The following is a 24,717-nucleotide window of genomic DNA, read 5'->3' on the forward strand; positions in this document are numbered from 1 at the left end:
TTACTTTGATATAGTCATATCAACTATTTTCCCCGTTTTTATATCGACTTTTAATCTTCTGCCATAAAAATCAGTCGCATAAAGCCAGCCTTCTCTCAAAATCATCTGTTCAAAGGGATAAATATTATTACTGTATCCACTATTATCTATCGTCCAGACTACATTACCACTAGCATCAACTCTTAAAATGTTATTTTTTTCAATATCATTATCAAAAGGAATCTCCAATAAAACAATAAATTCGTCACCGTGTTCAATTATATTTCGGATTTCAAATTTAAAACATTTTACAACTTTACCATTTACTATTAGATTATATTTTTCATATTCTACCATTGTATCAACCTTTCATTTGTGAATTTCCCAGTTCTTTGTCCCATAAGATCAAATTGTCTTGCTCCACCTTTACCCCAGCCTTCTAATGGATTCACAATCCCTGTTCTCAATGTTGTACCTGATTCCAGAGTAACATCAGTCATATATTTTGGTATTGCTGGCAATGCATATACATCTCGAATTTCTTCAGGTGTTAAACCTTTTATATCGTCCAAATTCATCAACCAACCTCCGAATTGTCCCGAAACTTCTCCATCATAAACTCGTACAAATGTCGTCTCTCTTTTTAAAGAGATAATATCTACAGAGGTACCTGGCTTATATGGAGGATTATCGTACCCCATTTCAGTTTTCCACCAGGTATTTACTTCATCTGCTTGTACAGTTTGTACTACATTTATATTATCTGCTAGTGTGCTTCGGGAAAGACTCTCCACGACATCATCCACACTGCCATCTAGATTTTTTGCGAAAGCACTGAGATTATCTGCCTGATGTGTTAACTTACCTCCTTCAAATGGAATAGAGCCTGTCACTGGTTGCAGTTGTTCTAGGGAGTTCAAACTAAATCTCTGAGCCGCGTCACTTAGATCATCTGCCGAATTCGATAGAATCTTACTTGGTCGGAGATTGTCAAGCTGTTTGCCATAGGTTTTAATTTGAGAAAAGATATTATCCCCCAGCCCCTTGGTCTTCTTCAAGAGCCCTTTAAAGGTATCGAAATTCTTAGCGCCTTGTTCGACGCCTTCCTTCACCGCTGTTTTGATACTAGTCTTAACAGCGGTGAGCCCTGCAGTCTTTCCTGTCTTGGCCAAGCCACTTAGATATTTACCTGCTGGGATCAAGTCAAGCAGGGCAAAGGCTCCCCTCATAGCTCTCTCGTTCCCGTCTAGCTCGCGGCCAGTACCCCAGTCCTTACCAGAAGCGGCAGAGTACATATCCGCTGCTGCTACGACCGTTGATAGAACCGCACCAGCAGGAGGGCAGAAGACATACAAGACAACTGTAGCCGCGCTCAGAGTCAAATCCCGCCACATCTCTGTAGTGGACTTTTCATCATCAATCGATACATACTCGAAAGATCGGGTTTGATGCATAACTTGGACATATTCCGTCTCGGTCAGCCTATGATCCTTATAGTCCTTACTCTTCTTATACTTCTCATAGCTTTTCTTCAGTGATGCCTTATAAGGACTATCAACCTTGTAGAGCTCGTCAATCCCTATCTCAGATGGGGTGACTTCCTTGGTACCGACAGGATGACCATAAGGATCTTTCACAGACTCGATTCGCTTATAGCCAATCTTGTTAGTCGTTTTATACTTTTGAATATTAAGGGCTTCGAGCTTGGCTCCTACCTTGTCCATAGCCTCATAGAAGGGGCGGTCGATATTCTTCTTGATGTAGGTGTTCACATTCTCAGCATACCGCTCTAAGGTTGAGAGTTTGGCTTGCAGAATTTGGGCAGTGCTGGTTTCATCGTGATAGGTATAGGAAACAACACCGTCCGTATCCTTTTCCTTGATGAGTTTCTGGACCTTCTCAGAAATCTTGACCAGATCCTCCACCCGTTTGGCAAATCCGGTCGAAGCTGTGCCTGTACTATAGCTCCCTGCTTGAGCATTTGTGTAATTTCCATAGCCACTGCTAGAGACTGTGGCATTTTCAGTGATGCCCGTTATGGCTTGTTTCATCGTCTTCCAGGTCGATGAATGAAGTTCTACGTCTTTGGTCATTGGTCACCTCGCGGAATGATTCCCAGAGTTTTTAAGTTTTGTACGAGAGCGGGATCAGCAACAAGACCATTTATAAAATCATCTCTAAGCTTGGTATCTTGTTCGATCATTTGATCCATCATGCTTAAAATCTCACTATTAGCACGTCGGTATAGGTCTCCGACTTCATTGACTTTATTGAGCATATCAGCATAGTGGTCCATTGCTTTTGAAGCTTCTCCACCCTCATAATATTTCGTTTCAGATAGGCTCTTCAATTTTGGAGCTAAGTTATTTTGAAATGAAATTTCAATATTGGTGATGTAAGACATGATTGTATGCATTTCATCAGGATTCATGGTGATTTCGTTAGATCCACCACCACCCATTACAGTCGTTTCAGTCACTACCATTTTCAAAATCCTCCTCCCTAAACGGAATGGCAAGCCAGCTATACAATCTCTCAAGGAAATAGTACTGGCTAAAGCGGTATAACTCTTCTTGATTTACATCAAATCCCAATAGTTGGCCCTCTTCTTCAACGAATAGATACGAAGCTGTTAATAATGCTGCGTGTCTGGTCTCGCACATTTGTTCCAAAGGATAATACTGTACCATCAGCGCTTGATCTGATGCTAAAGCCGTTTCGATATCAGGAGTTAGTTGCTTTCTTTCAGTTAGAAAATCAACCTCATCTTCCAGAGGAATCCTCGTCACCAATGGGAGCTTGTCTTGAAGCAGCAATAAGCGACTCATAGGACTAATCTTGACAAGTTGATATCCCTGACCAGTATCTACGATTAGGATAGAAAAGTTACTGTCTCGGCATTGCATGAAATAGAAATTATTTAGAATGACCAAAGTTCTACCCAAGCAATATTCTTTTAGAGTCTCAACTATGACAAACCCTGCTTTTGTTAGTGAACCATCCTCATTCACCAAACCTTTTTTCTCAAGATCTTCTTTGGCTATCGTCCATATGAGTTCAGAAGCAGTGACAATATCATCTAGCGTGGGCAACCCGGGCATCAACTCCCCATCAAAGGCACCGATCAAATAATGGAGTTCATGAATAGAAAACGTTTCTTTATGTGACATATTTACAACCCCTTTATTGATGAAACTTCTGATGAGTTATTGTAATTATCAATTGATTTTTTCAGACCAGAGACTGCTTTTTCATGTTCGTTCATGATAGATCTTAGATCCTTATGGTATTTATGGATAATGTCTAAATAGGATTCAAAAGCTACCTTAGTTTTTCCTGACCACTTGGCAGATTGGAGATAACTTTTTAATCGGGTAACCGTTTGATACGAGTTCGTCAGTTCTTGATTGATCTCTTTTGAAAGCTTAATAGCAGTTTCCAAATCTTTATATTTGATTTTTAAATCCGCCATGAATCTTACCTCCGTCTTTTATTTCTATTTTTACGTTCCTCAGCTTGACGTCTTGCTTCAGCTTCTCGCTCTTTACGCTCTTCCTCAGCTAAGCGGTCATAGTATTTATATCGTTCATAGGCTGCATCAACAGCACTCGATAAGCTTTTTGCATCACTAGACTGATTAGTTCGTACAGTATCAACTTTTCCTTTTACTCGACCTTCGCTATCACTAAAAACATCCTCTGGAATAAAACTTGTACTCATTGAAGGTCGAGAGTTATTATAGCTATCAACTTTTCCTTCCATCTCTTTTAATTTTTCCTTAAAGCTTTTTAATTGACTGTTCAAGTCGTTATACAATGCTTTATATTGTTCCCTTTTCTTTTCTGTATCTGTTCCAAACCACGCGTCCCATAATGACATACTGAGTAGCCTCCTTCTAAAACTTTCTGCATTAAAACAAGCGAAAGCATACCACGAATTCATCAAGTAAGAAGGGATAGTATGATCCCTCGAATAAAGTCGGGTAACACTTTAAAAATATTCTCATTTTATTTTATCATATTTTCTAACTATTTAAAATCAAATAAAAAAGGATCTAATCCTGTTCAGTACAGAATTAGAACTTTCAATGACTTTTTCCAACTTTTGAAGCAAAACACAAAAGTACATTAAGGAAAATATTTTTTGCAAAAAATCCACTAAAAATAAATTCAGGAAACCGTAGTCGGTCTGTTCTTATTAATATTCCTAATGATTTAAAGGATTTAATAACGATATGAAGAGCTATTTCAAAAAACACGAAAAAAGCACCCATAGGGCAAACCTGCGAGTGCTTGTAAACGTTGATAGTTTCGTATTGATTAAGGTTTTGAGGCAACTGACTTTGTCAGATTGCAGCCACATTTGTAAGTGACTAAAGTCGCAACAACTGTGTCAATTGCACCAATTTAAGTATGAAAGTACAAAAAGAACACCTCGAAAGGTGTTCTTTGCAAGTATCGTAATTCTCTCGAATGAACGTTTACTAAATTGTGATGCTTTACGGACTTTCTTAAGACCTGGTTGGAAAGTGTGGGTTTCCGTTGGGTTAAAAACAGCACAATATCAAGGATTTTAAGAACGATATCTACTGATTCATTTCATAAAATTTGAACCAATATTTTTTAAATAGGGGAATTTCTTAACGCCTAACTTTCAATTCTATCCTCTTCCTTCTTATCCTAATAAAGTTTGTAATATTGGAATAACAACGATAAATAGAACTGTACTTAAAGTCACTACATTCGTAGAGAATTCCACATCTCCTTTTCCTTGATTAGCAAGGATTGGGAGAACAGCTAGAGCTGGCGTAGCGGACTGAATCATAAAGGTCTTAAATTCTACTGTTGCCATATTTGAGGAAAAGAACTTCAATACAAGAAGCATGATTAGAGGAGCTAGGATAAAGCGTCCAACCAAAGTGACAATTGTATCTTTATCAAAAGTAATAGTTTTCAAACCTGCCTTTGCAAGAACGATACCAATATAAATCAGAGATAGAGGAGTGACGATATTTCCAACATAGGTTAAGGTATTCATTGCGAAATCTGGAATAGAGATTCGGAGAATCAAAAATAGCAGAGCCACAAGAAAACCTACAAGCGGAGCTGGTAGCAATTTCTTCCAGTCAAATTTACTTGTCTTCTTGCTTTGACCCGATTTACTATCGCTCGTCATCAAATACACGCCCAATGTCCAGGTGGAAATCGTATTGGTGATATAGTAAATTAAGAAATAAGGAAGAGCCTGCTCTCCAAAAAGAGCAACGTTTAATGGTAAACCGATAAAAATAGTATTGGCATTCACAAAGGTATTAATCATGGTTCCTCGCCGTCCTGGACGAACCTTGAAAACCACAACTGCAATATAAGCTACGATATAGCCCAAGATAAAGGCCACAAATGTATAAAGGAGACCTCCAGAAAGACTGATTAGTTTATCTAGTGTTAGGTATTTCATCACCGACACAAAGATTGATGCTGGTAAGGCTACATTCATGATCAAACGAGATAGGTTGGGACCAAAGGCATCTCCAAACCATCCCTTCACCTGAAGAATGTACCCCAAAACAATAATAGCGATAATCGGAATGATACTCGTAATCGAGGTTAAAAAGAGTGACATAGGTATCCTTTCTATATTACTTAAGTCCACAGCCCATACAAATCTGTCGCTATAGAAGGATAGACAGCAACAGGAATGAATTATCTATACTCTGGATACCACTTCAAATCACGAACTGCTTTGGCCATATCTGTTTCCTTAGCGCGTGCAAGACCTTGCTCTTGTGCTTTTTTAGCGACTGCTTCTGCTACTTTAATAGAAACATCTGCTACATACTTGAACGGCGGCAAAACAGGAGCTCCTGGTTGGCCTGGATTGACAATACCACTCAATGAATGAGCCGCTGCTCCAATCATTTCATCAGTTAAAAGACTTGCTTCAGAAGCCAGCATACCTAGACCAAGACCTGGGTAAATCAAGGCATTATTGGCTTGACCAATCACATAGTCGACACCTTTATAAGAAACCGTATCAGCAGGAATTCCTGTTGCGACAAAAGCTTTTCCATCTGACCATTCAATCAAATCTTTGGCACTAGCTTCAGCTAGTTTGGTTGGATTTGACAAAGGGAAGATCATCGGACGCTCTGTATTTTCACACATAGCCTCTACTATTTCTTTAGTGAAGGTATTAGGCTGAGTCGAAGTTCCTACAAGAATGGTTGGCTTCACAGTCTTCACTACTTCAAGCAGGTCAGTCAACTTGTCTGCGTTACTAAAGTCAGCACGTTTCTTAGCAAACGGTTTTTGTTCAGGAGTTAGGTCATCCATGTCATCAAAGAGAAGACCTTGTTTATCAACCATAAAGAAACGTTTATAGGCTTCTTCTTCAGAAAGACCTTCACTCACCATTTCACGAAGAACACGAGAGGCAATTCCTGCACCCGCAGTCCCACCACCATAGCAGAGATAAACTTGATCTGTTAATTTTTCACCACTAATATCCAGTGAACCAAAGATACCACCCAAGGTAACGATTCCTGTACCTTGAATATCATCATTAAAAGTTGGAATTTGTTTCCGGTATTTTTCAAGAATATTGGCAGCATTCAAGCGGCCGAAGTCTTCCCAGTGAAGGTAGAGTTTAGGAAAGAGACGTTCTGCTGTTTGAACAAATTGGTCAATAAAGTCGTAGTAACGATCTCCGCGAACCCGCTCGTGACGATTCCCTAAGTAATTAGGATTGTTACGAAGTTCTTCACGGTTAGTCCCTGCATCAATGACTAAAGGAATAACCATAGAAGGATCGATTCCAGCAGCACCCGTGTAGACCATCAATTTCCCAACTGAAATATCTACCCCATTTGTTCCCCAGTCACCGATTCCAAGGATTCCTTCTGCATCTGTTACAACAATGAGACGAATCTCGCGATTCCCAGCAGCATTTTTCAAAGTGGCTTCAATATTTTCAGGATGATTGATATCAAGATATCCCGCATATTGTGGATCTACAAAGAGATCACTATAGCCTTCAATGGTATCTGCAATAGTTGGATCGTATACAATTGGATTGAATTCCTCCAAATGTTGAGAAAAGAGGTAATAGAAAAGAGTCCGGTTGGTGTTAAAAATTTCCATTAGGAAAAGACGCTTTTCCAAATCATTGGCTTTTGTTTGCATTTGTGCATAAGTTTGCGCCGCTTGTTCTTCAATCGTTTGAACATACGGTGGCAATAAACCAATAAGACCTAGTTCCTTCCGCTCCTCTAAGGTAAAGGCAGTTCCTTTATTGAGGAAAGGGTTGTTTAAAATATCATGTGCAGTCATAGTGAAACCTCCTTTTTACTTCTATTATACCACTTAAAACGAATTGTTTGGAAAACTTTGTTGTTTAAAAAATACAATTGTGTACGCATATGTTATAATGAGTCTACGAAGACAATTTTCTAATAAGCCCTTTATACTTAAAACACCATTATTAATGACACTTTAAGTTGTTATATTTTATAAAGTTCTGGACTCATAAAACTCTCGATGATCACTCTTTACTAAAAGTTTCGAGTAAAAGAAACTAATCATACAAATTGGCAATCCGAATTAAAATAAATATTATATAAGTTTGTTATACAATACTTTGTATTTTTTAAGATGTTTTTTTGTCATGCAAAACTTGTATTCTATTTATATGACGAATAAAAACTATTTACAACAATATATTTCCCAAAAAGTGAAATATTTTCGAACACAGAAAAAAATGAGCCAGGAAGAACTTTCGGAACAAGCAGGACTTGGGCTTAAGTATATCAATCAACTTGAAAACCAAAATGTGAATCTGACCATTCACAGTCTTGAAAAAGTGATTGACGCCCTAGAGATGACCCCAGAGGAATTTTTCAATTTTGATAGCCTTGAATCAACCTCTGATAAGACCGACAATCTTTCACTCAAAAGAATCAACATGAAGGTTAAACAGCTCCCTATTGATAAACGAGAAAAAATGTTGGTCATTTTTGAAAGCATCTTAGATAACCTTTGATATCCCTGACTCACTTACATTTTAACCGGTGAATACTCGTATAGTCAAATTGTAGGATACGGATAAAAATTATTTATCTGGTGATTTCCATTTATTTTCCTTCTCCAACTAATGAAAGTGAGCCCATATGAATTTAAAAGATCTACAATATTTTTATGACCTCTGCCAGCTTCAATCCTATACGGAAGTGGCAAAACAACACAAAGTCAGCCAACCATCTATTTCTTATGCCATCAAGCGCTTAGAGGAATCCTTTAACTGCAAATTGATTCACCATGATCCTTCACATCGCTCCTTTAAACTAACTAATCAAGGACAAATCCTTCTGAAGCATACAGAACTGATTTTACCTGAGGTTATTTCTACTCGCAAAGAAATTAATCGCTCTTTGGCGCATTGCTCTACTGTAGGATTCCCTCCTATTATCATTCAGTATCTTTTCTCTGTCTTAAATAAAGAAACTGAATTTGATTTTTTAAAAAAGGTACGTCCTATTCGTGGTGGATCCGTAGAATTATTAAATCTTCTCCTTAAGGGAGAACTAGATGCGAGCTTACTCGGTTTGATTGAACCACTCAATCATCCTTCAATAGAGACACATGAACTCTTTCATAAAGAACTGTATGTCGTTTTATCTAAGAACCATCCTCTTGCTACTGCTCTTTCCTTCACTTTTGAAGATTTAGTAGATCAATCCTTTATACTTTTAGACGAACACTTTGTTCACCTGAAAGCTTTTGAACTACTTAATCAAAAGCATCAAAACAAGGCAGAAATATTCTTCAAGACTGATGACATTGTCATTCTTAAAGAACTTTTAAAGAAAGGGATTGGCGTTAGTTTACTGGCTGATATCGCACTTTCTGATGAAGATGATGATTTAATAAAAATCCCTCTAATACCGGAGGACCAGATAACATTTACAGTTTATTACGCTTATCTCAAATCAGCTACACTGTCATCAGAAGTAGAAGCCTTATTTAAGCTCATTAAATCATATGAATAGAAAAAAACTCTAACTATCAACTACCTGATAGCTAGAGTTTTTTTACATTATAGGTATTAGACTAAAGCACGAAGAAATAGGATATTATCAACGAATCTTTTCATTTACCTGATACCCTTCAACGAGATCCCCAATTATAAATCTACAAAGTGTCGATAAAAAAGAACACCCCGAAAGGTGCTCTCTGTAAGTATAGTAATTCTCTCGAATTAACGTTTACTAAATTGTGATGCTTTACGAGCTTTCTTCAAGCCTGGTTTCTTACGTTCAACTTTACGTGAGTCACGTGTAAGAAGTCCCGCGCGTTTCAATGAATCGCGGAAGTCTGGGTCTACTTGAAGAAGGGCACGAGCGATACCGTGACGGATAGCTCCTGATTGACCAGCGTATCCACCACCTACAACGTTAACGAAAACGTCGTATGAACCTACAGTTGAAGTAACTGCGAATGGTTGGTTGATAACGAGACGAAGGTCAGCGTGTGGGATGTACTCTTCAACATCTTTTTTGTTAACAGTGATTTTACCAGTTCCTGGAACAAGGCGAACGCGTGCAACAGCGTTTTTACGACGTCCAGTACCTGCATATTGTGCTTGTGACATACTTTATTGTTCCTTTCCTTAGATAAGTCCTGAAATATCAAGAACTTCTGGTTGTTGTGCAGCGTGAGTGTGCTCAGCTCCAACGAATACTTTCAATTTCATACCTTGAGCGCGGCCAAGAGTATTGTGTGGAAGCATACCTTTAACTGATTTTTCGATCAAACGTACTGCATTTTTAGAACGAAGTTCACCAGCAGAGATTTGTTTCAATCCACCTGGGTGGTTTGAGTGAGTGTAGTAAATCTTATCAGTTGCTTTTTTACCAGTCAATTTAACTTTTTCAGCATTGATAACGATTACGAAGTCACCTGTATCAGCGTGTGGTGTGAATGTTGGTTTGTTTTTTCCGCGAAGTACGCTAGCAACAACTGCTGAAAGGCGTCCAAGAGGTACATCAGTTGCGTCAACAACATACCATTTGCGTTCTACTTGGCCTGGTTTAGCCATGAATGTAGTTTTGTTCATGATTTCTCCTATATGAATATCGTTTTTGTTTACAAGGCGGATGTTCCGGTCCGCGGGGTATTTGAAAGGTTCCGGGGCCTTACAAATGGGGTAAACAATACCGTCTACTATCATACCAAATTTCACTACTAAAAGTCAATAGATATGAAAAATATTTTCCCGGTTTGACCTTTAAAATATCACAAAAACCTCGTGAAAACGAGGTTTCTATTGCTATTTGTAAGCTAAAGCACGTTTGAAGCTTTTCCATAGACCTAAATCATCTGTTTGAAGGACTAGACTAGCATACATGCGTCCGATAAAGGCTGTTGCAGTCACTGCAAAAACGACTGTAATCGCTAGTGAAATCCAAGCTTCTAAATCACTTGCATAACCATTGATAGCTCTAAATGGCATAAAGAAGGTCGAGATGAAAGGAACATAGGAACCAATTTTCAGAACTAAATTGTCCCCAGCAGCGCCCAAGGCTGTTACCCCCATAAATCCTGCTATAATCAAGATCATCAATGGCCACAAGGCCTTACCGGCATCTTCAGGACGAGAAACCATGGAACCAAGGAAGGCTGCCAAAACTACGTACATAAAGAGGCTCACTAAGATAAATAATAAGGTATTGACTGTGAAGGCCTCTCCTATATGGTTTAAAATCCCAGATTGCGCCAAGATTGGTAGGTCTTTAAAGAGCAGAATGGCAGCCAGACCACCCACGACGTAAATGCCAATATGAGTCAAAATCACAAGAAGTAGAGCCAGCATGCGAGCGTAAAAATAATGACTAGCTCGGATACTAGAGAAGACCACCTCCATGATTTTTGTTCCTTTCTCGCTAGCTACTTCCTGAGCAGTGACACTAGCATAGGTAATCAAAATCATATAAAGGAAGAAACCAAGCCCCGCAGCCGCAATGGTTTGGACCATCTTTTTATTTTCTTTGGATTCATCAATCTTCTCGGTAAAGTCAACAGTTTGAGCCAGGCGTTTTTCCTGCTCTTGGGACAAATTAGCCGCCGAGCGATTGAGTTGGTTTTGCAGTTCGTTTAACTTATTGGTTACTGCTAGTTTGATGCCACTTTCAAGAGAAGTTTCACCATGATAGACGGCCTTGAGGACACTGTCCTCTTGGTCAATGGTTAGATAACCCTTGATTTTTTCATCCTTGATGGCAGCTTGGGCACTGGCTTCATCCTGATAGTCAAAGTTGATACCATTGGTATCCTTGAGCCCTTCTGCTACAGATGGTACAGTTGTTACCACAGCTACCTTGCTATTTTTAGCCATAGAAGATCCTTGAAGATAGCTAATTCCTCCAGTTAGAGCGATAAAAAAGAATGGTGAAATGACCATAAAGAAGAAACTCCAGGACTTGACATGTCGCAGATAAGTTTCTTTAATAACTACCCACATATTTCTCATACTTCCACCCCTGATTCTAGTTTAAAGATTTCATCGATTGTTGGAGCTTGTTGGTCAAAGGTCGCGATGTATTGACCTTGAGTCAGGATTGGGAAGAGTTCCCTTCCAGCACCCTCATCATCGAGGATCAATTTCCAACTGCCTTGCTTGGTCAAGCTCACCTGTTTGACATGAGGAAGACTTTCCAATTCTTCCTTACTTCGTTCACTTGAAACAAAGAGACGCGTTTTCCCGTATTGATTGCGAACTTCTTGGACCGGTCCATGCAAGACTACACGCCCATCTCGAATCATCAGAATATCATCGCAAAGCTCCTCGACATTGGTCATGACATGGTCTGAAAAGATAATGGTCGCACCACGCTCTTTTTCTTTTAAGATGACCTGCTTGAGCAACTCGGTATTGACTGGATCCAAACCACTAAAAGGCTCATCCAAGATAATCAAGTCAGGCTCATGGATCAGGGTGATAATCAACTGAATTTTCTGCTGATTCCCTTTGGAAAGACTCTTGATTTTGTCGGTCAATTTGCCCTTCACTTCCAATTTTTCCATCCATTGAGGGAGTTTTTCCTTGACTTCCTTAGCATCCATACCTTTTAGAGTCGCCAAGTAGCGAACTTGTTCAAGGACTGTCAACTTGGGCATGAGGCTGCGTTCCTCAGGCAGATAGCCAATCCGAGCATAGGTTTCCTGACGAATCTCCTGCCCATCCAGACTGATCTCTCCTTGATACTCTAAAAATTTCAACATACTGTGGAAAATCGTTGTTTTCCCAGCACCATTTTTTCCGACCAGCCCTAGAATTCGTCCTGGACTTGCCTGAAAATCGACACCAAACAAGACTTGCTTGGGACCGAAACTTTTCTCTAGATTTCTTACTTCTAACATTTTCCACCTCCGAGATATGTTGCACTTATTATACTCCTTTTTGATAGACTTTACAACGATTTATGTCTATTTTATCGGATTATAAGTAGCAAAAGTATCCTATCTTTAATAAATTTTAAGTACTTCAGTGATAGGTATAGTATAACTCATCAAATACTTTCTGAGATGGCTTCCTCCTCAACTATCGCTTTTCTCTTCTGAACTGTCCTTTTGAAACTAAAAATCCACCCCGAAGGATGGATTGATGAGTTAACGTACTTCTGCATTCACTTTTTCTTCGAGTGATGCTTGGATTTTTTCCATATAGCGTGCGACTTCTTCATCTGTTAAGCTGTCTTCTGGATTTTGGAAGGTCAAGCTATAGGCCATTGACTTCATACCAACTCCCAGTTTTTCGCCTGAGAAGACGTCAAAGAGTTTGATATCTGTCAAACGTTTCACGCCGGCAGCTTGGATAGCATCTACAACTTCTTGGTGAGTGACTTCTGCCTTGAGGAGTAGAGCCACGTCACGGCTGACTGCTGGGAATTTGGTGATTTCCACAAATGGAGTAGCTGGCTGAAGCGCTGCTTCGATGGCTGAAAGGTTGAGCTCCGCTACATAAGTTTCTGGAATATCGTAAGCCTTGGCAGTGACTGGATGCACTTGGCCAAGGAAACCAAGAACTTGGTCGCCGAGTGAAATCACGGCCGTACGTCCTGGGTGGAGGCTTGCAATCTCAGCTGTTGCTGTATAAGTCACTTCTAGTCCCAAGCGAGTAAAGAGCGCTTCAAGGATTCCCTTAGCATAGAAGAAATCAACTGGAACTGCTGCTGTTTGGAAGTCTTTTTCTGCAACCAAGCCTGTCAAGGCAAAGGCAAAGCTATTGATCTCATTTGGTAGATCTTCTTTTGGATTGCCTGTTTGTTCAAAGACTTTTCCAATCTCGTAAAGAGCCAAGTTTTTGTTCTTACGAGCCACGTTGTAGGCAACGGTATCAAGGATACCTGAGACCATATTTTGACGGAGGACAGAACGGTCCACTGTCATTGGCCACATGAGTTCTGTAAGGTTACTTGGTTGAGCTGTGAACTCAACTGCTTTTTCAGGCGTTGTCAGAGCGTAGGTAATGATTTCTGTCAAACCTGCTCCTTCAGCGATGGTACGAACTTGGCGACGCAATTTTTGTGTCGCAGTCAATTCACCAGCTGTACCGTCATCTTTTGGAAGACTAGTTGGCAAGCGATCATAACCATAGATACGGGCGATTTCTTCAAAGAGGTCAGCTTCGATAGTGATATCCCAACGACGACGGGGTACGCTGACTGTAAAGCTTTCTGCATTGCCAGAAAGGCCAAAGCCAAGACGACGGAAGACATCTTCCACATCAGCATAGGAAAGCTCCGTACCAAGGACGCGGTTAACGTCTGCAAGGGTTGAAGAAACTTCCACATCTGAAGTGTCAAGCTCCCTCGCTGAAACGATGCCCTTACGCACCGTCGCACCTGCAAGATCAGCAATCATGCTAGCCGCCGCATCAAGGGCTTCATTAACAGTTGCCACATTGATGCCTTTTTCAAAGCGAGAAGACGACTCAGAACGAAGGTTGAGGCGTCCGCTAGTCTTGCGGATCGATTTGCCATTGAAAACAGCTGCTTCAAGGACAACACGACTAGAATTTTCAGAGATTTCTGTTGCTTGACCACCCATGACACCTGCAAGGGCTACTGGCTTGTCTGCGACAGTGATGACTAAGTCATTTGCTTCCAAGTCACGCTCTTCACCGTCCAAGGTCACCAATTTTTCACCAGCACGCGCTTCACGCACACGGATGTCGGTCCCTTCAAAGGTATCCAAGTCAAAGGCATGCATCGGTTGACCAAAGTAGAGCAGGATGTAGTTGGTTACGTCTACTACGTTATTGATTGGACGGATGCCTTCATTCATGAGGATATTTTGCAACCATTGTGGACTTGGTGCGATGGTCACATTATCCAAGATACGGGCCGCATAGTAAGGCGCCTTGTCTGTCTCAATGCCTACAGAAAGGGCGTCTGCTGCAACTTCATTTGTTTCTGTTAAGCTAAATTCTTTGAAGTTGACTGCCTTGTCATAGATGGCTGCCACTTCGTACGCTACCCCACGCATAGAAAGAGCATCCGCACGGTTTGGTGTGATGGAAAGTTCGATAATTTCATCATCCAAGTCTAGATATGAGAAGACTTCGTCCCCAGGAACAGCATCTTGAGGCAAGATTTGGATACCATCTGCGAATTCCTTTGGCACAACTGAGTCAGAAATACCTAATTCACCAAGTGAACAAATCATTCCGAGAGACTCTAAACCACGGATTTTCCCTTTTTTGATCTTGTAATTGTCCGCGATACGAGCTCCCGGAAGTGCCACCATGACCTTGATACCAGCACGCACATTTGGAGCACCACAAACGATTTGACGAACTTCTTCTTCACCCACATTAACCTGACAAACATGCAAGTGAGTTTCTGGCACATCTTCGCAAGACAAGACCTCACCGACGACAATTTTTGAGAGACCAGCAGCCGGTGATTCGACACCTTCGACCTCGATTCCTGTAGTTGACATTTTCTCAGCCAACTCTTGTGATGGCACATCAATGTCCACCAATTCTTTTAACCATTTATAACTAACTAACATATATAAGATACCAAGGGCTATGCTGAAATCTAGATGACATTCCTATATTTCCTTTGACCCTCGTTTAGATCCTTTCATTTTGTGTTTTCCAACTTTTGTTTGGTTTAGTAAAAGCTCTTATCCCTTACCATCTCTAAATAATAAAAGTTTTTAGCCACAACTCTATGAACATACCCTTTCTATAAAGTTGCATTTTTATATATAAAATGTAACTCCTATGCCAAGAAATATTTCATTTAATGCTCATAGAATTGATAATTATTTTTTCACAACCACCATCAATTAATTTTTTTAAATTTTGATAACCAGGATGATAAACAGCATAAAAATTTAGTTCTATTTTAAAATCTGAGTTTTCCAAAACTTCTTCTAATAACTCTTCTATAAAAAAAATAAAATCTTTTCGCTTACTCTTTGCCAAAGCACCACAAACATAAATATTTAACTTTTCTTCTTTTGAATCTTGAGACAATATTTCTAATTGTTTAATTAATTTTTTATATGATTGTTTTCGGAGATTCTTTTCATTGTCATCTTTTATGGAGAGAATTACATTATCCATATCAGATTCAACAACATTAGGAAAAAGATCAGTTACATATGAACCATACAGATTTCTCCAAAATGTTTCTGATTTCATAGTTAGAAATCTTAAATGACGATCATTTATATTAGAATGATGAAACGAAGAAAAATTACTATCAGGTGAATGTTCTCTTTTAGCTGAGGGATTTACCATAAGAATAATATTTGAAGGATTTATAAAAGCCTTTTGATTATTTCTTATAGCTTCCTCAAAGGAAATATCATCAGAAGTTGCTATATCATTATTTTTAGATTCTTTATAAATAGCGAATGAAGAAATATCACCAAACTCCTCTAAAAGTTTATTATAGTTTTGTTCCGAAATCATAAAATATCCTCATGTTTGATTCATTATTTAAACTGTTCTGAGAAGCGGACATCCCCTTGGTAGAAGCCACGGATATCGTTGATTCCGTAACGGAGCATAGCTACACGCTCTTGTCCAAGACCAAAGGCAAAACCAGAGTATACTGTCGCATCGATACCACTCATCTCAAGGACACGTGGGTGAACCATACCTGCCCCCATAATCTCAATCCAACCTGTTTTCTTACATACGTTACAGCCTTCTCCACCACACTTGAAGCAAGAAACATCCACTTCAACAGATGGCTCTGTGAATGGGAAATAAGATGGACGCAGACGAATCTGGCGCTCTTCACCAAACATTTTCTGCACGATGAGTTGAAGCGTTCCTTGCAGGTCAGCCATAGAGATATTTTTCCCAACAACCAAGCCTTCGATTTGGTGGAATTGGTGACTGTGGGTCGCATCATCGGTATCACGACGGAAAACACGCCCTGGTGAGATCATCTTCAAAGGACCTTTTGAAAAATCATGGGCATCCATAGCACGCGCCTGAACTGGAGACGTGTGAGTACGGAGCAAGATTTCTTCTGTGATATAGAAAGTGTCCTGCATATCGCGAGCTGGGTGGTCTTTTGGAAGATTCATGCGTTCAAAGTTGTAGTAGTCTTTTTCAACTTCAAAGCCATCCACGACTTGGTAACCCATCCCAATGAAAATGTCTTCGATTTCCTCGCTGGTTTGTGTCAAAACGTGACGGTGACCAGTCGCAACTGGACGACCTGGAAGTGTCACATCGATGCTCTCGCTAGCAAGTTGAGCCGCGACTTTCTTTTCTTCCAAAAGCTTAGCTGTTTCTTCAAAGGCAGCTGTCAAGACATCACGAGCCTCGTTGACGTGTTTCCCGATAATCGGACGCATCTCAGCAGAGACATCTTTCATCCCTTTGAGTATTTCAGTAAGCGAACCTTTTTTACCAAGGACAGAGACACGCAAATCCTGCATCTCTTTTTCATTTTCAGCAGAAATCTGCTTCAAGCTAGCTAGCGTTTCTTCGCGAAGTGTTTTTAATTGTTCTTCAATAGTTGACATAATTCCTCCATCAGTCACTTATCAGATAAAAAGAAAACCACATGCCAAAAACTCCACTCGGAGCGTTGACACGCGGTACCATCCGTTTTCATCTGACAAGTCAGACCTTCATTTCTAAATCCATGCGCAAGTGAATTCGCCCAGCTTTCATATAGAGAGCTTGCAGTCACGGCTCTCCTCCCTGATATACTTCCCTTGAGTTACTAGTCTTGCAGATTCCTATTCAATTACTACATAGTTTATCAGATTTTTACCATTCTTGCAAGACCTATCTCACTTCTGCTTGCCTTTAAATCGCCATTGGAAGCGAAGTTTGTCATAGAAGGGAAACTCGATAAACAGGACTCCCAAACCCACACAGAGACTGGCAAGGACATCTGATGGGTAGTGAACTCCCAGATAGACTCTTGATACCAGCACACTGACTAGGTAGAAGCCAAGGACGATTTGCACGATTTTTCTCCAGACTGGATCTTTAATTCGTTGACTGAGAATGACAATCAAAGTGCCTACCATCAAGGTTACAGCCAGAGAATGCCCGCTTGGGAAGGAAAATCCCTTCTCCTCGACTAAATGTAAGATAGCTGGTCGTGGGCGCTGGTAAATATTTTTAAAGGTCACGATTAAAAGACCAGCTAAGGCTAGATTGCCCGCCATGAAGTAGCTTTCTATTTTCCACTGCTTACGATAAAAGATAACGGCTGCGATGGCAACCCAGGTGATAATCACTGGGATATCGATCAGGCGTGTGATGGCTCGGAACAGAACTGTCAAATAATCTGGCAAGTCCCCACGAATAGCTGTCTGAAGCGGTTGGTCAAAACCGACCAGCGTTTCGGGGTAAAACTTGACCATATAGCCAAGAAGGACGAAAAGTAAAAGGGCAAAACTGCCCTTCATTAAAAATGTTTGTTTATCTCTCATAATGTTTTAAGGTTGGTTTCAAGAGGACGTATAACAACCAGAATGAAACAGCAAAGATTACACCCTCAATCAAGTTGAAAGGTAATACCATGGTCATGAGGTAGTTGGAAAGTCCCATAATTTTTCCAATATCAAAGTTGGCAAACTGCGCGTATAAAGGAACCGCATAGACATAGTTGAGAACCAACATGGCAGAAGTCAATCCAAAAGTTCCCGCTAGAGATGCTAGTAGGAAACGAAGGATGCTGCGTTCCTTTTTCCAAATCAAACCAAAGACGATGACAAAAACTCCCAAGGCTACAATATTCATTGGCAACCCAATGTAAGTATTCACTCCCTGACTATTGAGAAGTAACTTCAAGAGTGATCGCAGCAAGAGAATCCCTAGAGCAGCAGGCAAATCCATCACCACCAAGCCCACAAGGACTGGCAAGATACTAAACTCGATCTTGAGGAAGGTCGCCGCTGGCAAGAGCGGAAAGTCAAAGTACATCAACACAAATGAAATGGCTGATAAAATCGCAATGGTCGAAAGTCGACGTGTGTTTGTCATAACAGGTTCCTCCAATTTTCTATAAAATCAGAAGAAGTTGGAAAGGATCCCTCTATCTATTCTCACTTTTTATATCCCAAAAGTTCCCTCTCACTCTTTTGAGCAAGCGGTTGCAATTCATCTATAAACTCATCAGAACAGACAAAGCCATTCTTTCGTCTTCTCCCATCCAGACTATACTGTCGGTTGTGGAATCGCACCACATCAGCTTGCGCTCGCGGACTTATTTGGCTAAGATATTTTAGATTTATCTAAGCGTCGCAGTCGAAGATAATACTTAAAGTATATCGAGACAAGACAACGAAGAGTAAGCCAGAATAGCTAGTTAAAGTCACCGCCGGTCGGGAATCTCACCCAGCCCTGAAGACCCCTTTATCATAACAAAAAACGCTTGCAAGTGCAAGCATTTTGATTATTTCAATTTATCTGCTTCATAGGTGTGAACAAGCTCAAGACCTGCAAAATTTTGCTGACGAAGAGCCTCATAGACAATCATGCAGACGGTATTGGAAACATTGAGACTGCGGACATGTTCATCGTTCATAGGAATACGGAGAGCCTTCTCAGGATGTTCGCGCATAAAGTCCTCAGGCAAGCCCTTGTCTTCACGTCCGAAGAGAAAATAATGGTCCTCGTCAGTTGATAAATCTGCTTCAGAATAGACCTTTTCCGCAAATTTTGAAATCAGATAGAGTTTACCCTTCATCTGAGACATGAAATCTTCCAAACTGTCATAAAAATAAATCTCAAGCTTATCCCAGTAGTCCAAACCAGCCCGCTTCATCTTCCGATCATCAATGGGAAATCCCATCGGTTTGATGATGTGGAGGGGAGAATTGGTCGCAGCGCAAGTACGCGCAATGTTACCTGTATTTTGTGGAATCTGAGGTTCAAATAATACAATGTGATTTGTCATGACTGGCTTCCTTTTATCATTGCAAAAAAATAGCCACACTGCCCGGAGTCAAGCTCAGCAAACAGCGTGGTTAAGGCATCGTTAACTTACCTCACAACAGGTTTGAAGTAAATCAGCGAAACTACTTCCTTAGTATAACACTTTCAGAATCATTGTCAATAGAAATGACTTGATTTTTTTACTTTTTTTAATGATATTTTCATGTTTGGTCATTCCCTTTCTGAAAAGGTATGGTAAAAGAGCCAAATCACTTCAAATCGGGGACATCGTTATAGAAGTTAAGCAAATGTATCTTCAAAACTTGAAAAAAGCCTTTCTTCCCCTAAAAATCGCCTTAGCAAGTGCATTTTTTGCTAAAAAAGGGTATGATAGTTACATCATGAAAAAGTAGGTTTTTTATATGAAAATTGTCCTTGTTGGTGGAGGGAAAGTTGGTTTCGCCCTCTGTCGTTCACTGGTTGCAGAAAACCATGACGTTGTCCTCATCGAACAAGATGAGGCTGTCCTCAATCACATTGTCAGTCGCTATGATATCATAGGTCTCCTTGGAAATGGTGCTGACTTTGCCATCTTAGAGCAAGCCGGTGTCCAAGAGTGCGATATCTTTATCGCCCTAACCGAACACGATGAAGTGAATATGATTTCAGCGGTACTTGCTAAAAAAATGGGCGCTAAAGAAACCATCGTTCGGGTGCGAAATCCTGAATACTCTAATGCCTATTTTAAAGAGAAAAATATTCTTGGATTTTCACTTATTGTTAATCCAGAGCTCCTGGCAGCGCGTGCGATCTCAAATATCATTGATTTCCCTAATGCCCTCTCTGTCGAACGATTTGCTGGAGGTCGGGTCAGTCTCATGGAGTTTGTTATCAAGGATTCTAGCGGTCTTTGTCAAATGCCAATCTCAGACTTCCGTAAAAAGTTTGGTAATGTCATTGTCTGTGCTATGGAGAGAGATCATCAACTGATGATTCCAAGCGGTGATGTTATTATTCAAGACAAGGATAGGATTTTTGTTACGGGAAATCGTGTAGATATGATGCTTTTCCATAACTATTTTAAATCTCGTGCAGTGAAAAGCTTGCTTATCGTCGGGGCTGGAAAAATCGCTTATTATCTACTAGGCATTTTAAAAGACAGTCGCATTGATACCAAGGTCATCGAGATCAATCCTGAAAGAGCTCGTTTCTTCAGTGAAAAGTTCCCCAATCTCTATATTGTTCAAGGAGATGGAACTGCAAAAGACATTTTACTGGAAGAAAGTGCTCCCCACTATGATGCAGTCGCAACCTTGACTGGGGTTGATGAGGAAAATATCATCACCTCTATGTTTCTTGACCGTGTTGGCGTCCATAAGAATATCACCAAGGTCAACCGAACAAGCCTTTTAGAGATTATCCACGCACCTGATTTTTCAAGTATCATCACACCAAAAAGCATCGCAGTGGATACCATTATGCACTTTATCCGTGGTCGAGTAAACGCTCAGTACTCAGACCTTCAAGCCATGCACCATCTCGCAAATGGTCAAATTGAAACTCTCCAATTCCAAATCAAGGAAGCTAATAAAATGACTGCCAAACCTCTATCACAGTTGAAATTGAAAAAAGGGGTACTCATCGCAGCCATTATCCGAAAAGGAAAAACAATCTTCCCTACTGGAGAGGATAGGCTTGAGGTGGGAGACAAGTTACTCGTGACGACCTTATTGCCAAATATCACCAAAATTTATGATTTGATTGAGAGGTAAAAAATGAATAAAAGTATGATTCGTTACCTCCTCTCAAAACTTCTCTTGATTGAGGCTGTTCTTCTCCTAGTTCCTGTTAGTGTAGCGATCTATTACCAAGAATCCAGTCAAGTATTTATCGCTCTCTTTTCTACGATTGGAATTTTAGTCCTTCTCGGTGGTCTAGGCATTTTACGGAAACCGAAAAATCAACGGATTTATGCCAAGGAAGGAGTCTTAATTGTTGCCCTCTGTTGGATTCTCTGGTCTTTCTTTGGTGGCCTCCCCTTTGTCTTTTCAGGACAAATCCCCAGCGTCATCGATGCCTTCTTTGAAATCAGTTCTGGATTTACGACTACAGGAGCAACTATCCTGAACGATGTTTCCGTTCTCACTCGTTCCCTCCTCTTCTGGCGAAGTTTCACCCACTTGATTGGAGGGATGGGGGTGCTCGTCTTTGCACTTGCCATTATGGACAATGCAAAGAATAGTCACTTGGAGGTGATGAAGGCTGAGGTCCCTGGACCTGTCTTTGGCAAGGTCGTATCCAAGCTAAAAAACACTGCCCAGATTCTCTATCTGCTTTATCTGGCTCTCTTCTCCCTTTTTGTGGTTATCTACTATCTAGCAGGCATGCCTCTCTATGATAGTTTTGTCATCGCTATGGGAACAGCAGGAACTGGGGGCTTTACCGTCTATAACGACGGAATTGCCCACTACGGTAGCTCACTCATCACCTATCTAGTTAGTATCGGAGTGTTGGTTTTTGGGGTTAACTTCAATCTCTACTACTACCTCATGCTCCGTCGGGTTAAGGCTTTCTTTGGAGATGAAGAACTACGAGCATATATCATCATTGTCCTAGTTTCTACCGGCTTGATTACTCTTAATACGCTCCACCTCTACCAAGGTGTCTCTAAAAGCGTTGAAATGGCCTTCTTTCAGGTTTCCAATATCATCACGACAACAGGTTTTGGTTACGGAGATATTACCAACTGGCCCCTCTTCTCCCAATTTATCCTCCTCTTCCTCATGGGAATCGGTGGATCAGCTGGCTCAACTGCAGGTGGTCTTAAGGTGATCAGAGGACTTATCCTCTCTAAAATCGCAAAAAATCAGATTTTGTCCACTTTATCCCCTCACCGTGTTTTGACTCTACACGTCAATAAAACTGTGATTGATAAGGATACCCAGCACAAGATTCTTAAATATTTTGCTATCTATATGATGATTATTCTCTCTCTCATCTTTATCGTCAGTCTTGATAGCAATGATTTTCTAGTCGTAACCAGTGCGGTCTTCAGCTGTTTTAACAATATCGGACCTATTCTAGGTACAATCTCGAGTTTTTCCATCTTTAGTCCCATCTCTAAAATCCTCCTCTCCTTTGCAATGATCGCAGGTCGCTTAGAGATTTACCCAATTTTGCTACTCTTTATGAAACGCACTTGGTCTAAACGCTAATGATAATACAATTCCCCTTTTACAAGCCAGTAGAAGGGGAATTTTTCTATTAAAAATGAGAAGACCTTTCGGTCCTCTCCTAATTTGTTTATTCTTTAAGAGCTTTCTTGTAACGAGCAAGTTCTGCTTGGTTAGCCCAAACGTAGTGACCTGGACGAATTTCTACCATAGATGGCTTATCTGTCTTATAGTCATGTTGGTCAGGATCGTAAACTTTCAAAACCTTCTTGCGTTCCAAGATTGGATCTGGAATCGGTACAGCAGATAGAAGTGCTTGAGTGTATGGGTGGACAGGATTGTTAAACAACTCCTCTGTCTCCGCCACTTCGACGATAACTCCCTTATAGATAACCGCGATACGATCTGAGATAAAGCGAACAACTGACAAGTCATGCGCGATGAAGAGATAAGTCAAGCCCAACTCTTTTTGGAACTTCTTGAGCAAGTTCAAGACTTGCGCACGCACTGATACGTCCAAGGCTGAAATTGGCTCATCCGCAATAACGAAATCAGGTTCCATCACAAGGGCACGGGCAATCCCGATACGCTGGCGTTGACCACCAGAAAACTCGTGTGGATAACGGGTCAAGTGTTCTTTCAAAAGTCCAACTTCATGAATCATCTTTTGAACTTTTTCTTTTCTATCTTCTTCGTCTTTGAACAAGTGGTAGTTGTAAAGACCTTCAGAGATGATATAGTCAACTGTTGCACGCTCATTCAAGCTCGCTGCAGGGTCCTGGAAAATCATCTGGATGCGACGGATCAAGTCTGATGATTCCTTATGAGATTTTTTCCCATTAATCTTATGACCATCAAAGATGATCTCACCTTTACTAGTATTATTTAGACCAATAATGGCACGACCAATCGTTGTTTTCCCGCTACCAGACTCACCAACAAGAGAGAAGGTTTCTCCCTTGTTGATAAAGAAGTTGGCGTTTTTAACCGCAACAAACTTCTTACTTCCTTCACCGAAGGAAATTTCTAAATCTTTAATTTCTACTAATTTTTCAGACATTTCCTTCCTCCTAGTCTTCTAGATGAGCAAAGCCCATTTTATCACGAATCTTGTCATGCAAATCTGCAATGACTCCAGGTTTTTCAACTTTAGGAGCATTCTCATGAAGCAACCAAGTCTTAGCCCAGTGGGTATCAGTGACTGAAAACTGAGGTGCTTTCTGTTCAAAGTCAATTTGCATCGCATAATCTGACCGAAGGGCAAAGGCATCACCTTTCAACTCAGTATAAAGAGACGGTGGTGTTCCTGGGATAGAGTACAATTCCCCTTTATCATCAGCAAGCTGAGGCAAGCTAGACAAGAGACTCCAAGTATATGGATGACGTGGATCGTAGAAGACTTCCTCAACAGTTCCGTATTCTACAATTTCACCAGCATACATAACCGCTACCTTATCGGCAATACTTGCTACCACACCAAGGTCATGGGTGATAAAGATAATGGTAAAGTGGTACTCATTTTGCAAGGTTTTAAGCAAATCAATGATTTGCGCTTGAATGGTAACGTCAAGGGCCGTTGTTGGCTCGTCACAGATCAAGATATCTGGACGACAGGCAAGGGCAATCGCAATAACGATACGTTGGCGCATCCCTCCAGAATATTGGAAAGGATACTCTTCAAAACGTTTTTCAGCATCTGGGATTCCGACCTTGTTCATATAGTCGATTGCCATCTCTTTGGCTTCCTTAGCTGTTTTCCCTTGGTGTTTAATGATAACTTCAGTGATTTGGCTACCGATTGTATTGATTGGGTCCAAACTTGTCATAGGGTCTTGGAAGATAGTCGCAATTTTAGCACCACGAATCTTCTCCCATTCCTTGTTAGAAGTTAGAGCGGTCAAGTCTTGTCCACGATAGTCGATGCTTCCTTGGGCAATACGTCCATTGTCTTCTAACATCCCTGTAAAGGTTTTTGTTAAAACAGATTTACCAGAACCGGACTCACCTACCAAGGCAAGAACTTCTCCTTCAATCAAGTCTAGAGAAACTCCTCGGATAGCCGTCAGAACTTTGTCACGAACGTCAAATTCCACGACAATATCACGAGCAGTCAAAATTACATCTTTTCCTTTTATCATGCCTA

Annotated in this window: 24 protein-coding genes and 1 riboswitch; of the genes, 4 read left to right on the top strand and 20 right to left on the bottom strand. The window is 40.5% G+C overall.

All coding sequences use genetic code 11. From position 1 onward, the window contains the following. From B7723_RS01820 to B7723_RS01855, 8 genes are all read right to left on the bottom strand, one after another. On the bottom strand, nucleotides 1–336 hold the full coding sequence (locus B7723_RS01820) for an SMP-30/gluconolactonase/LRE family protein (RefSeq protein ID WP_084848996.1): 336 nt from the start codon (nucleotides 334–336) through the stop codon (nucleotides 1–3). Continuing rightward, the gene (locus tag B7723_RS10620; protein ID WP_239827353.1) at nucleotides 330–2,072 is read right to left on the bottom strand and encodes a pre-toxin TG domain-containing protein; all 1,743 of its coding nucleotides are present in this window, start codon (nucleotides 2,070–2,072) and stop codon (nucleotides 330–332) included. Before B7723_RS10620 ends, B7723_RS01820 begins: the two co-directional genes overlap by 7 nt. Then, the gene (locus B7723_RS01830; RefSeq protein ID WP_042769185.1) at nucleotides 2,069–2,464 is read right to left on the bottom strand and encodes a hypothetical protein; all 396 of its coding nucleotides are present in this window, start codon (nucleotides 2,462–2,464) and stop codon (nucleotides 2,069–2,071) included. Before B7723_RS01830 ends, B7723_RS10620 begins: the two co-directional genes overlap by 4 nt. Further along, nucleotides 2,451–3,149: a DUF5081 family protein gene (locus tag B7723_RS01835; RefSeq protein ID WP_084848997.1), complete on the bottom strand. Its 699-nt coding sequence runs from the start codon at nucleotides 3,147–3,149 to the stop codon at nucleotides 2,451–2,453. The genes B7723_RS01830 and B7723_RS01835 overlap by 14 nt, the downstream gene beginning before the upstream one ends. A 2-nt stretch (nucleotides 3,150–3,151) precedes the next feature. After that, nucleotides 3,152–3,451: a WXG100 family type VII secretion target gene (locus B7723_RS01840; RefSeq protein WP_061587736.1), complete on the bottom strand. Its 300-nt coding sequence runs from the start codon at nucleotides 3,449–3,451 to the stop codon at nucleotides 3,152–3,154. Between the two features lie 5 nt (nucleotides 3,452–3,456). Continuing rightward, complete coding sequence (locus B7723_RS01845; RefSeq protein WP_084848998.1) at nucleotides 3,457–3,858, bottom strand: hypothetical protein; 402 nt, start codon at nucleotides 3,856–3,858, stop codon at nucleotides 3,457–3,459. A 795-nt stretch (nucleotides 3,859–4,653) separates the two neighbouring features. After that, the gene (locus B7723_RS01850; RefSeq protein WP_084848999.1) at nucleotides 4,654–5,601 is read right to left on the bottom strand and encodes an AEC family transporter; all 948 of its coding nucleotides are present in this window, start codon (nucleotides 5,599–5,601) and stop codon (nucleotides 4,654–4,656) included. Nucleotides 5,602–5,681: 80 nt separating this feature from the next. Beyond that, the gene (locus B7723_RS01855; protein WP_057489228.1) at nucleotides 5,682–7,307 is read right to left on the bottom strand and encodes a malolactic enzyme; all 1,626 of its coding nucleotides are present in this window, start codon (nucleotides 7,305–7,307) and stop codon (nucleotides 5,682–5,684) included. 358 nt (nucleotides 7,308–7,665) lie between these two features. Here B7723_RS01855 and B7723_RS01860 point away from each other — a divergent pair, with 358 nt between their 5' ends. Beyond that, nucleotides 7,666–8,016: a helix-turn-helix domain-containing protein gene (locus B7723_RS01860; protein WP_084849044.1), complete on the top strand. Its 351-nt coding sequence runs from the start codon at nucleotides 7,666–7,668 to the stop codon at nucleotides 8,014–8,016. A gap of 127 nt (nucleotides 8,017–8,143) precedes the next feature. Further along, nucleotides 8,144–9,022 carry a LysR family transcriptional regulator gene (locus tag B7723_RS01865; RefSeq protein ID WP_084849000.1) on the top strand — a complete coding sequence of 293 codons (879 nt, stop codon included), beginning with the start codon at nucleotides 8,144–8,146 and terminating at the stop codon, nucleotides 9,020–9,022. 209 nt (nucleotides 9,023–9,231) lie between these two features. On the opposite strand, the gene rpsI is transcribed toward B7723_RS01865, so the two are convergent. From rpsI to B7723_RS01915, 10 genes are all read right to left on the bottom strand, one after another. Beyond that, complete coding sequence (rpsI, locus tag B7723_RS01870; RefSeq protein ID WP_000075973.1) at nucleotides 9,232–9,624, bottom strand: 30S ribosomal protein S9; 393 nt, start codon at nucleotides 9,622–9,624, stop codon at nucleotides 9,232–9,234. Nucleotides 9,625–9,642: 18 nt separating this feature from the next. Continuing rightward, entirely contained in the window at nucleotides 9,643–10,089 is a 447-nt protein-coding gene (gene rplM / locus B7723_RS01875) for a 50S ribosomal protein L13 (protein WP_004246482.1), read from the bottom strand. Nucleotides 10,090–10,302: 213 nt separating this feature from the next. Then, complete coding sequence (locus B7723_RS01880) at nucleotides 10,303–11,502, bottom strand: ABC transporter permease (RefSeq protein ID WP_084849001.1); 1,200 nt, start codon at nucleotides 11,500–11,502, stop codon at nucleotides 10,303–10,305. Continuing rightward, complete coding sequence (locus B7723_RS01885) at nucleotides 11,499–12,392, bottom strand: ABC transporter ATP-binding protein (RefSeq protein ID WP_084849002.1); 894 nt, start codon at nucleotides 12,390–12,392, stop codon at nucleotides 11,499–11,501. Before B7723_RS01885 ends, B7723_RS01880 begins: the two co-directional genes overlap by 4 nt. A gap of 249 nt (nucleotides 12,393–12,641) precedes the next feature. Continuing rightward, nucleotides 12,642–15,047 carry a phenylalanine--tRNA ligase subunit beta gene (gene pheT / locus B7723_RS01890; protein WP_084849003.1) on the bottom strand — a complete coding sequence of 802 codons (2,406 nt, stop codon included), beginning with the start codon at nucleotides 15,045–15,047 and terminating at the stop codon, nucleotides 12,642–12,644. Nucleotides 15,048–15,279: 232 nt separating this feature from the next. Next, nucleotides 15,280–15,960 (bottom strand): hypothetical protein, encoded by a 681-nt coding sequence (locus B7723_RS01895; protein WP_000622616.1) that lies wholly within the window; start codon nucleotides 15,958–15,960, stop codon nucleotides 15,280–15,282. Nucleotides 15,961–15,983: 23 nt separating this feature from the next. After that, nucleotides 15,984–17,030 (bottom strand): phenylalanine--tRNA ligase subunit alpha, encoded by a 1,047-nt coding sequence (pheS, locus tag B7723_RS01900; RefSeq protein WP_084849004.1) that lies wholly within the window; start codon nucleotides 17,028–17,030, stop codon nucleotides 15,984–15,986. Between the two features lie 273 nt (nucleotides 17,031–17,303). Beyond that, the gene (locus B7723_RS01905; protein WP_084849005.1) at nucleotides 17,304–17,954 is read right to left on the bottom strand and encodes a phosphatase PAP2 family protein; all 651 of its coding nucleotides are present in this window, start codon (nucleotides 17,952–17,954) and stop codon (nucleotides 17,304–17,306) included. Further along, entirely contained in the window at nucleotides 17,944–18,507 is a 564-nt protein-coding gene (locus tag B7723_RS01910; protein ID WP_084849006.1) for an ECF transporter S component, read from the bottom strand. Before B7723_RS01910 ends, B7723_RS01905 begins: the two co-directional genes overlap by 11 nt. A 153-nt stretch (nucleotides 18,508–18,660) precedes the next feature. Beyond that, a riboswitch (FMN riboswitch) is annotated at nucleotides 18,661–18,879 on the bottom strand. 40 nt (nucleotides 18,880–18,919) lie between these two features. Further along, nucleotides 18,920–19,423 carry a tRNA (cytidine(34)-2'-O)-methyltransferase gene (locus B7723_RS01915; protein WP_033629317.1) on the bottom strand — a complete coding sequence of 168 codons (504 nt, stop codon included), beginning with the start codon at nucleotides 19,421–19,423 and terminating at the stop codon, nucleotides 18,920–18,922. A gap of 400 nt (nucleotides 19,424–19,823) precedes the next feature. Here B7723_RS01915 and trkA point away from each other — a divergent pair, with 400 nt between their 5' ends. Both trkA and B7723_RS01930 read left to right on the top strand, forming a co-directional pair. Beyond that, on the top strand, nucleotides 19,824–21,173 hold the full coding sequence (gene trkA, locus B7723_RS01925) for a Trk system potassium transporter TrkA (RefSeq protein ID WP_084849008.1): 1,350 nt from the start codon (nucleotides 19,824–19,826) through the stop codon (nucleotides 21,171–21,173). A 3-nt stretch (nucleotides 21,174–21,176) separates the two neighbouring features. Then, entirely contained in the window at nucleotides 21,177–22,616 is a 1,440-nt protein-coding gene (locus tag B7723_RS01930) for a TrkH family potassium uptake protein (RefSeq protein WP_084849009.1), read from the top strand. Between the two features lie 88 nt (nucleotides 22,617–22,704). On the opposite strand, the gene B7723_RS01935 is transcribed toward B7723_RS01930, so the two are convergent. Together B7723_RS01935 and B7723_RS01940 are read right to left on the bottom strand one after the other, a co-directional pair. Then, on the bottom strand, nucleotides 22,705–23,634 hold the full coding sequence (locus B7723_RS01935) for an ATP-binding cassette domain-containing protein (protein ID WP_084849010.1): 930 nt from the start codon (nucleotides 23,632–23,634) through the stop codon (nucleotides 22,705–22,707). A 10-nt stretch (nucleotides 23,635–23,644) separates the two neighbouring features. Beyond that, the gene (locus B7723_RS01940; RefSeq protein WP_000589650.1) at nucleotides 23,645–24,712 is read right to left on the bottom strand and encodes an ABC transporter ATP-binding protein; all 1,068 of its coding nucleotides are present in this window, start codon (nucleotides 24,710–24,712) and stop codon (nucleotides 23,645–23,647) included. Nucleotides 24,713–24,717 lie beyond the last annotated feature (5 nt).

It is taken from the genome of Streptococcus oralis subsp. oralis (genome assembly GCF_002096435.1).
Taxonomy (GTDB): Bacteria; Bacillota; Bacilli; order Lactobacillales; family Streptococcaceae; genus Streptococcus; species Streptococcus oralis_AA.

Coding starts and splice junctions, on each gene's coding strand:
- rpsI (WP_000075973.1), bottom strand. CDS start 9,624: ATGTCACAAGCACAATATGCAGGTACTGGACGTCGTAAAAACGCTGTT.
- B7723_RS01820 (WP_084848996.1), bottom strand. CDS start 336: ATGGTAGAATATGAAAAATATAATCTAATAGTAAATGGTAAAGTTGTA.
- B7723_RS01850 (WP_084848999.1), bottom strand. CDS start 5,601: ATGTCACTCTTTTTAACCTCGATTACGAGTATCATTCCGATTATCGCT.
- rplM (WP_004246482.1), bottom strand. CDS start 10,089: ATGAACAAAACTACATTCATGGCTAAACCAGGCCAAGTAGAACGCAAA.
- B7723_RS01830 (WP_042769185.1), bottom strand. CDS start 2,464: ATGGTAGTGACTGAAACGACTGTAATGGGTGGTGGTGGATCTAACGAA.
- B7723_RS01865 (WP_084849000.1), top strand. CDS start 8,144: ATGAATTTAAAAGATCTACAATATTTTTATGACCTCTGCCAGCTTCAA.
- B7723_RS01905 (WP_084849005.1), bottom strand. CDS start 17,954: ATGAGAGATAAACAAACATTTTTAATGAAGGGCAGTTTTGCCCTTTTA.
- B7723_RS01885 (WP_084849002.1), bottom strand. CDS start 12,392: ATGTTAGAAGTAAGAAATCTAGAGAAAAGTTTCGGTCCCAAGCAAGTC.
- trkA (WP_084849008.1), top strand. CDS start 19,824: ATGAAAATTGTCCTTGTTGGTGGAGGGAAAGTTGGTTTCGCCCTCTGT.
- B7723_RS01935 (WP_084849010.1), bottom strand. CDS start 23,634: ATGTCTGAAAAATTAGTAGAAATTAAAGATTTAGAAATTTCCTTCGGT.
- B7723_RS01860 (WP_084849044.1), top strand. CDS start 7,666: ATGACGAATAAAAACTATTTACAACAATATATTTCCCAAAAAGTGAAA.
- B7723_RS10620 (WP_239827353.1), bottom strand. CDS start 2,072: ATGACCAAAGACGTAGAACTTCATTCATCGACCTGGAAGACGATGAAA.
- B7723_RS01930 (WP_084849009.1), top strand. CDS start 21,177: ATGAATAAAAGTATGATTCGTTACCTCCTCTCAAAACTTCTCTTGATT.
- B7723_RS01915 (WP_033629317.1), bottom strand. CDS start 19,423: ATGACAAATCACATTGTATTATTTGAACCTCAGATTCCACAAAATACA.
- B7723_RS01880 (WP_084849001.1), bottom strand. CDS start 11,502: ATGAGAAATATGTGGGTAGTTATTAAAGAAACTTATCTGCGACATGTC.
- pheT (WP_084849003.1), bottom strand. CDS start 15,047: ATGTTAGTTAGTTATAAATGGTTAAAAGAATTGGTGGACATTGATGTG.
- pheS (WP_084849004.1), bottom strand. CDS start 17,030: ATGTCAACTATTGAAGAACAATTAAAAACACTTCGCGAAGAAACGCTA.
- B7723_RS01845 (WP_084848998.1), bottom strand. CDS start 3,858: ATGTCATTATGGGACGCGTGGTTTGGAACAGATACAGAAAAGAAAAGG.
- B7723_RS01895 (WP_000622616.1), bottom strand. CDS start 15,960: ATGATTTCGGAACAAAACTATAATAAACTTTTAGAGGAGTTTGGTGAT.
- B7723_RS01840 (WP_061587736.1), bottom strand. CDS start 3,451: ATGGCGGATTTAAAAATCAAATATAAAGATTTGGAAACTGCTATTAAG.
- B7723_RS01940 (WP_000589650.1), bottom strand. CDS start 24,712: ATGATAAAAGGAAAAGATGTAATTTTGACTGCTCGTGATATTGTCGTG.
- B7723_RS01910 (WP_084849006.1), bottom strand. CDS start 18,507: ATGACAAACACACGTCGACTTTCGACCATTGCGATTTTATCAGCCATT.
- B7723_RS01855 (WP_057489228.1), bottom strand. CDS start 7,307: ATGACTGCACATGATATTTTAAACAACCCTTTCCTCAATAAAGGAACT.
- B7723_RS01835 (WP_084848997.1), bottom strand. CDS start 3,149: ATGTCACATAAAGAAACGTTTTCTATTCATGAACTCCATTATTTGATC.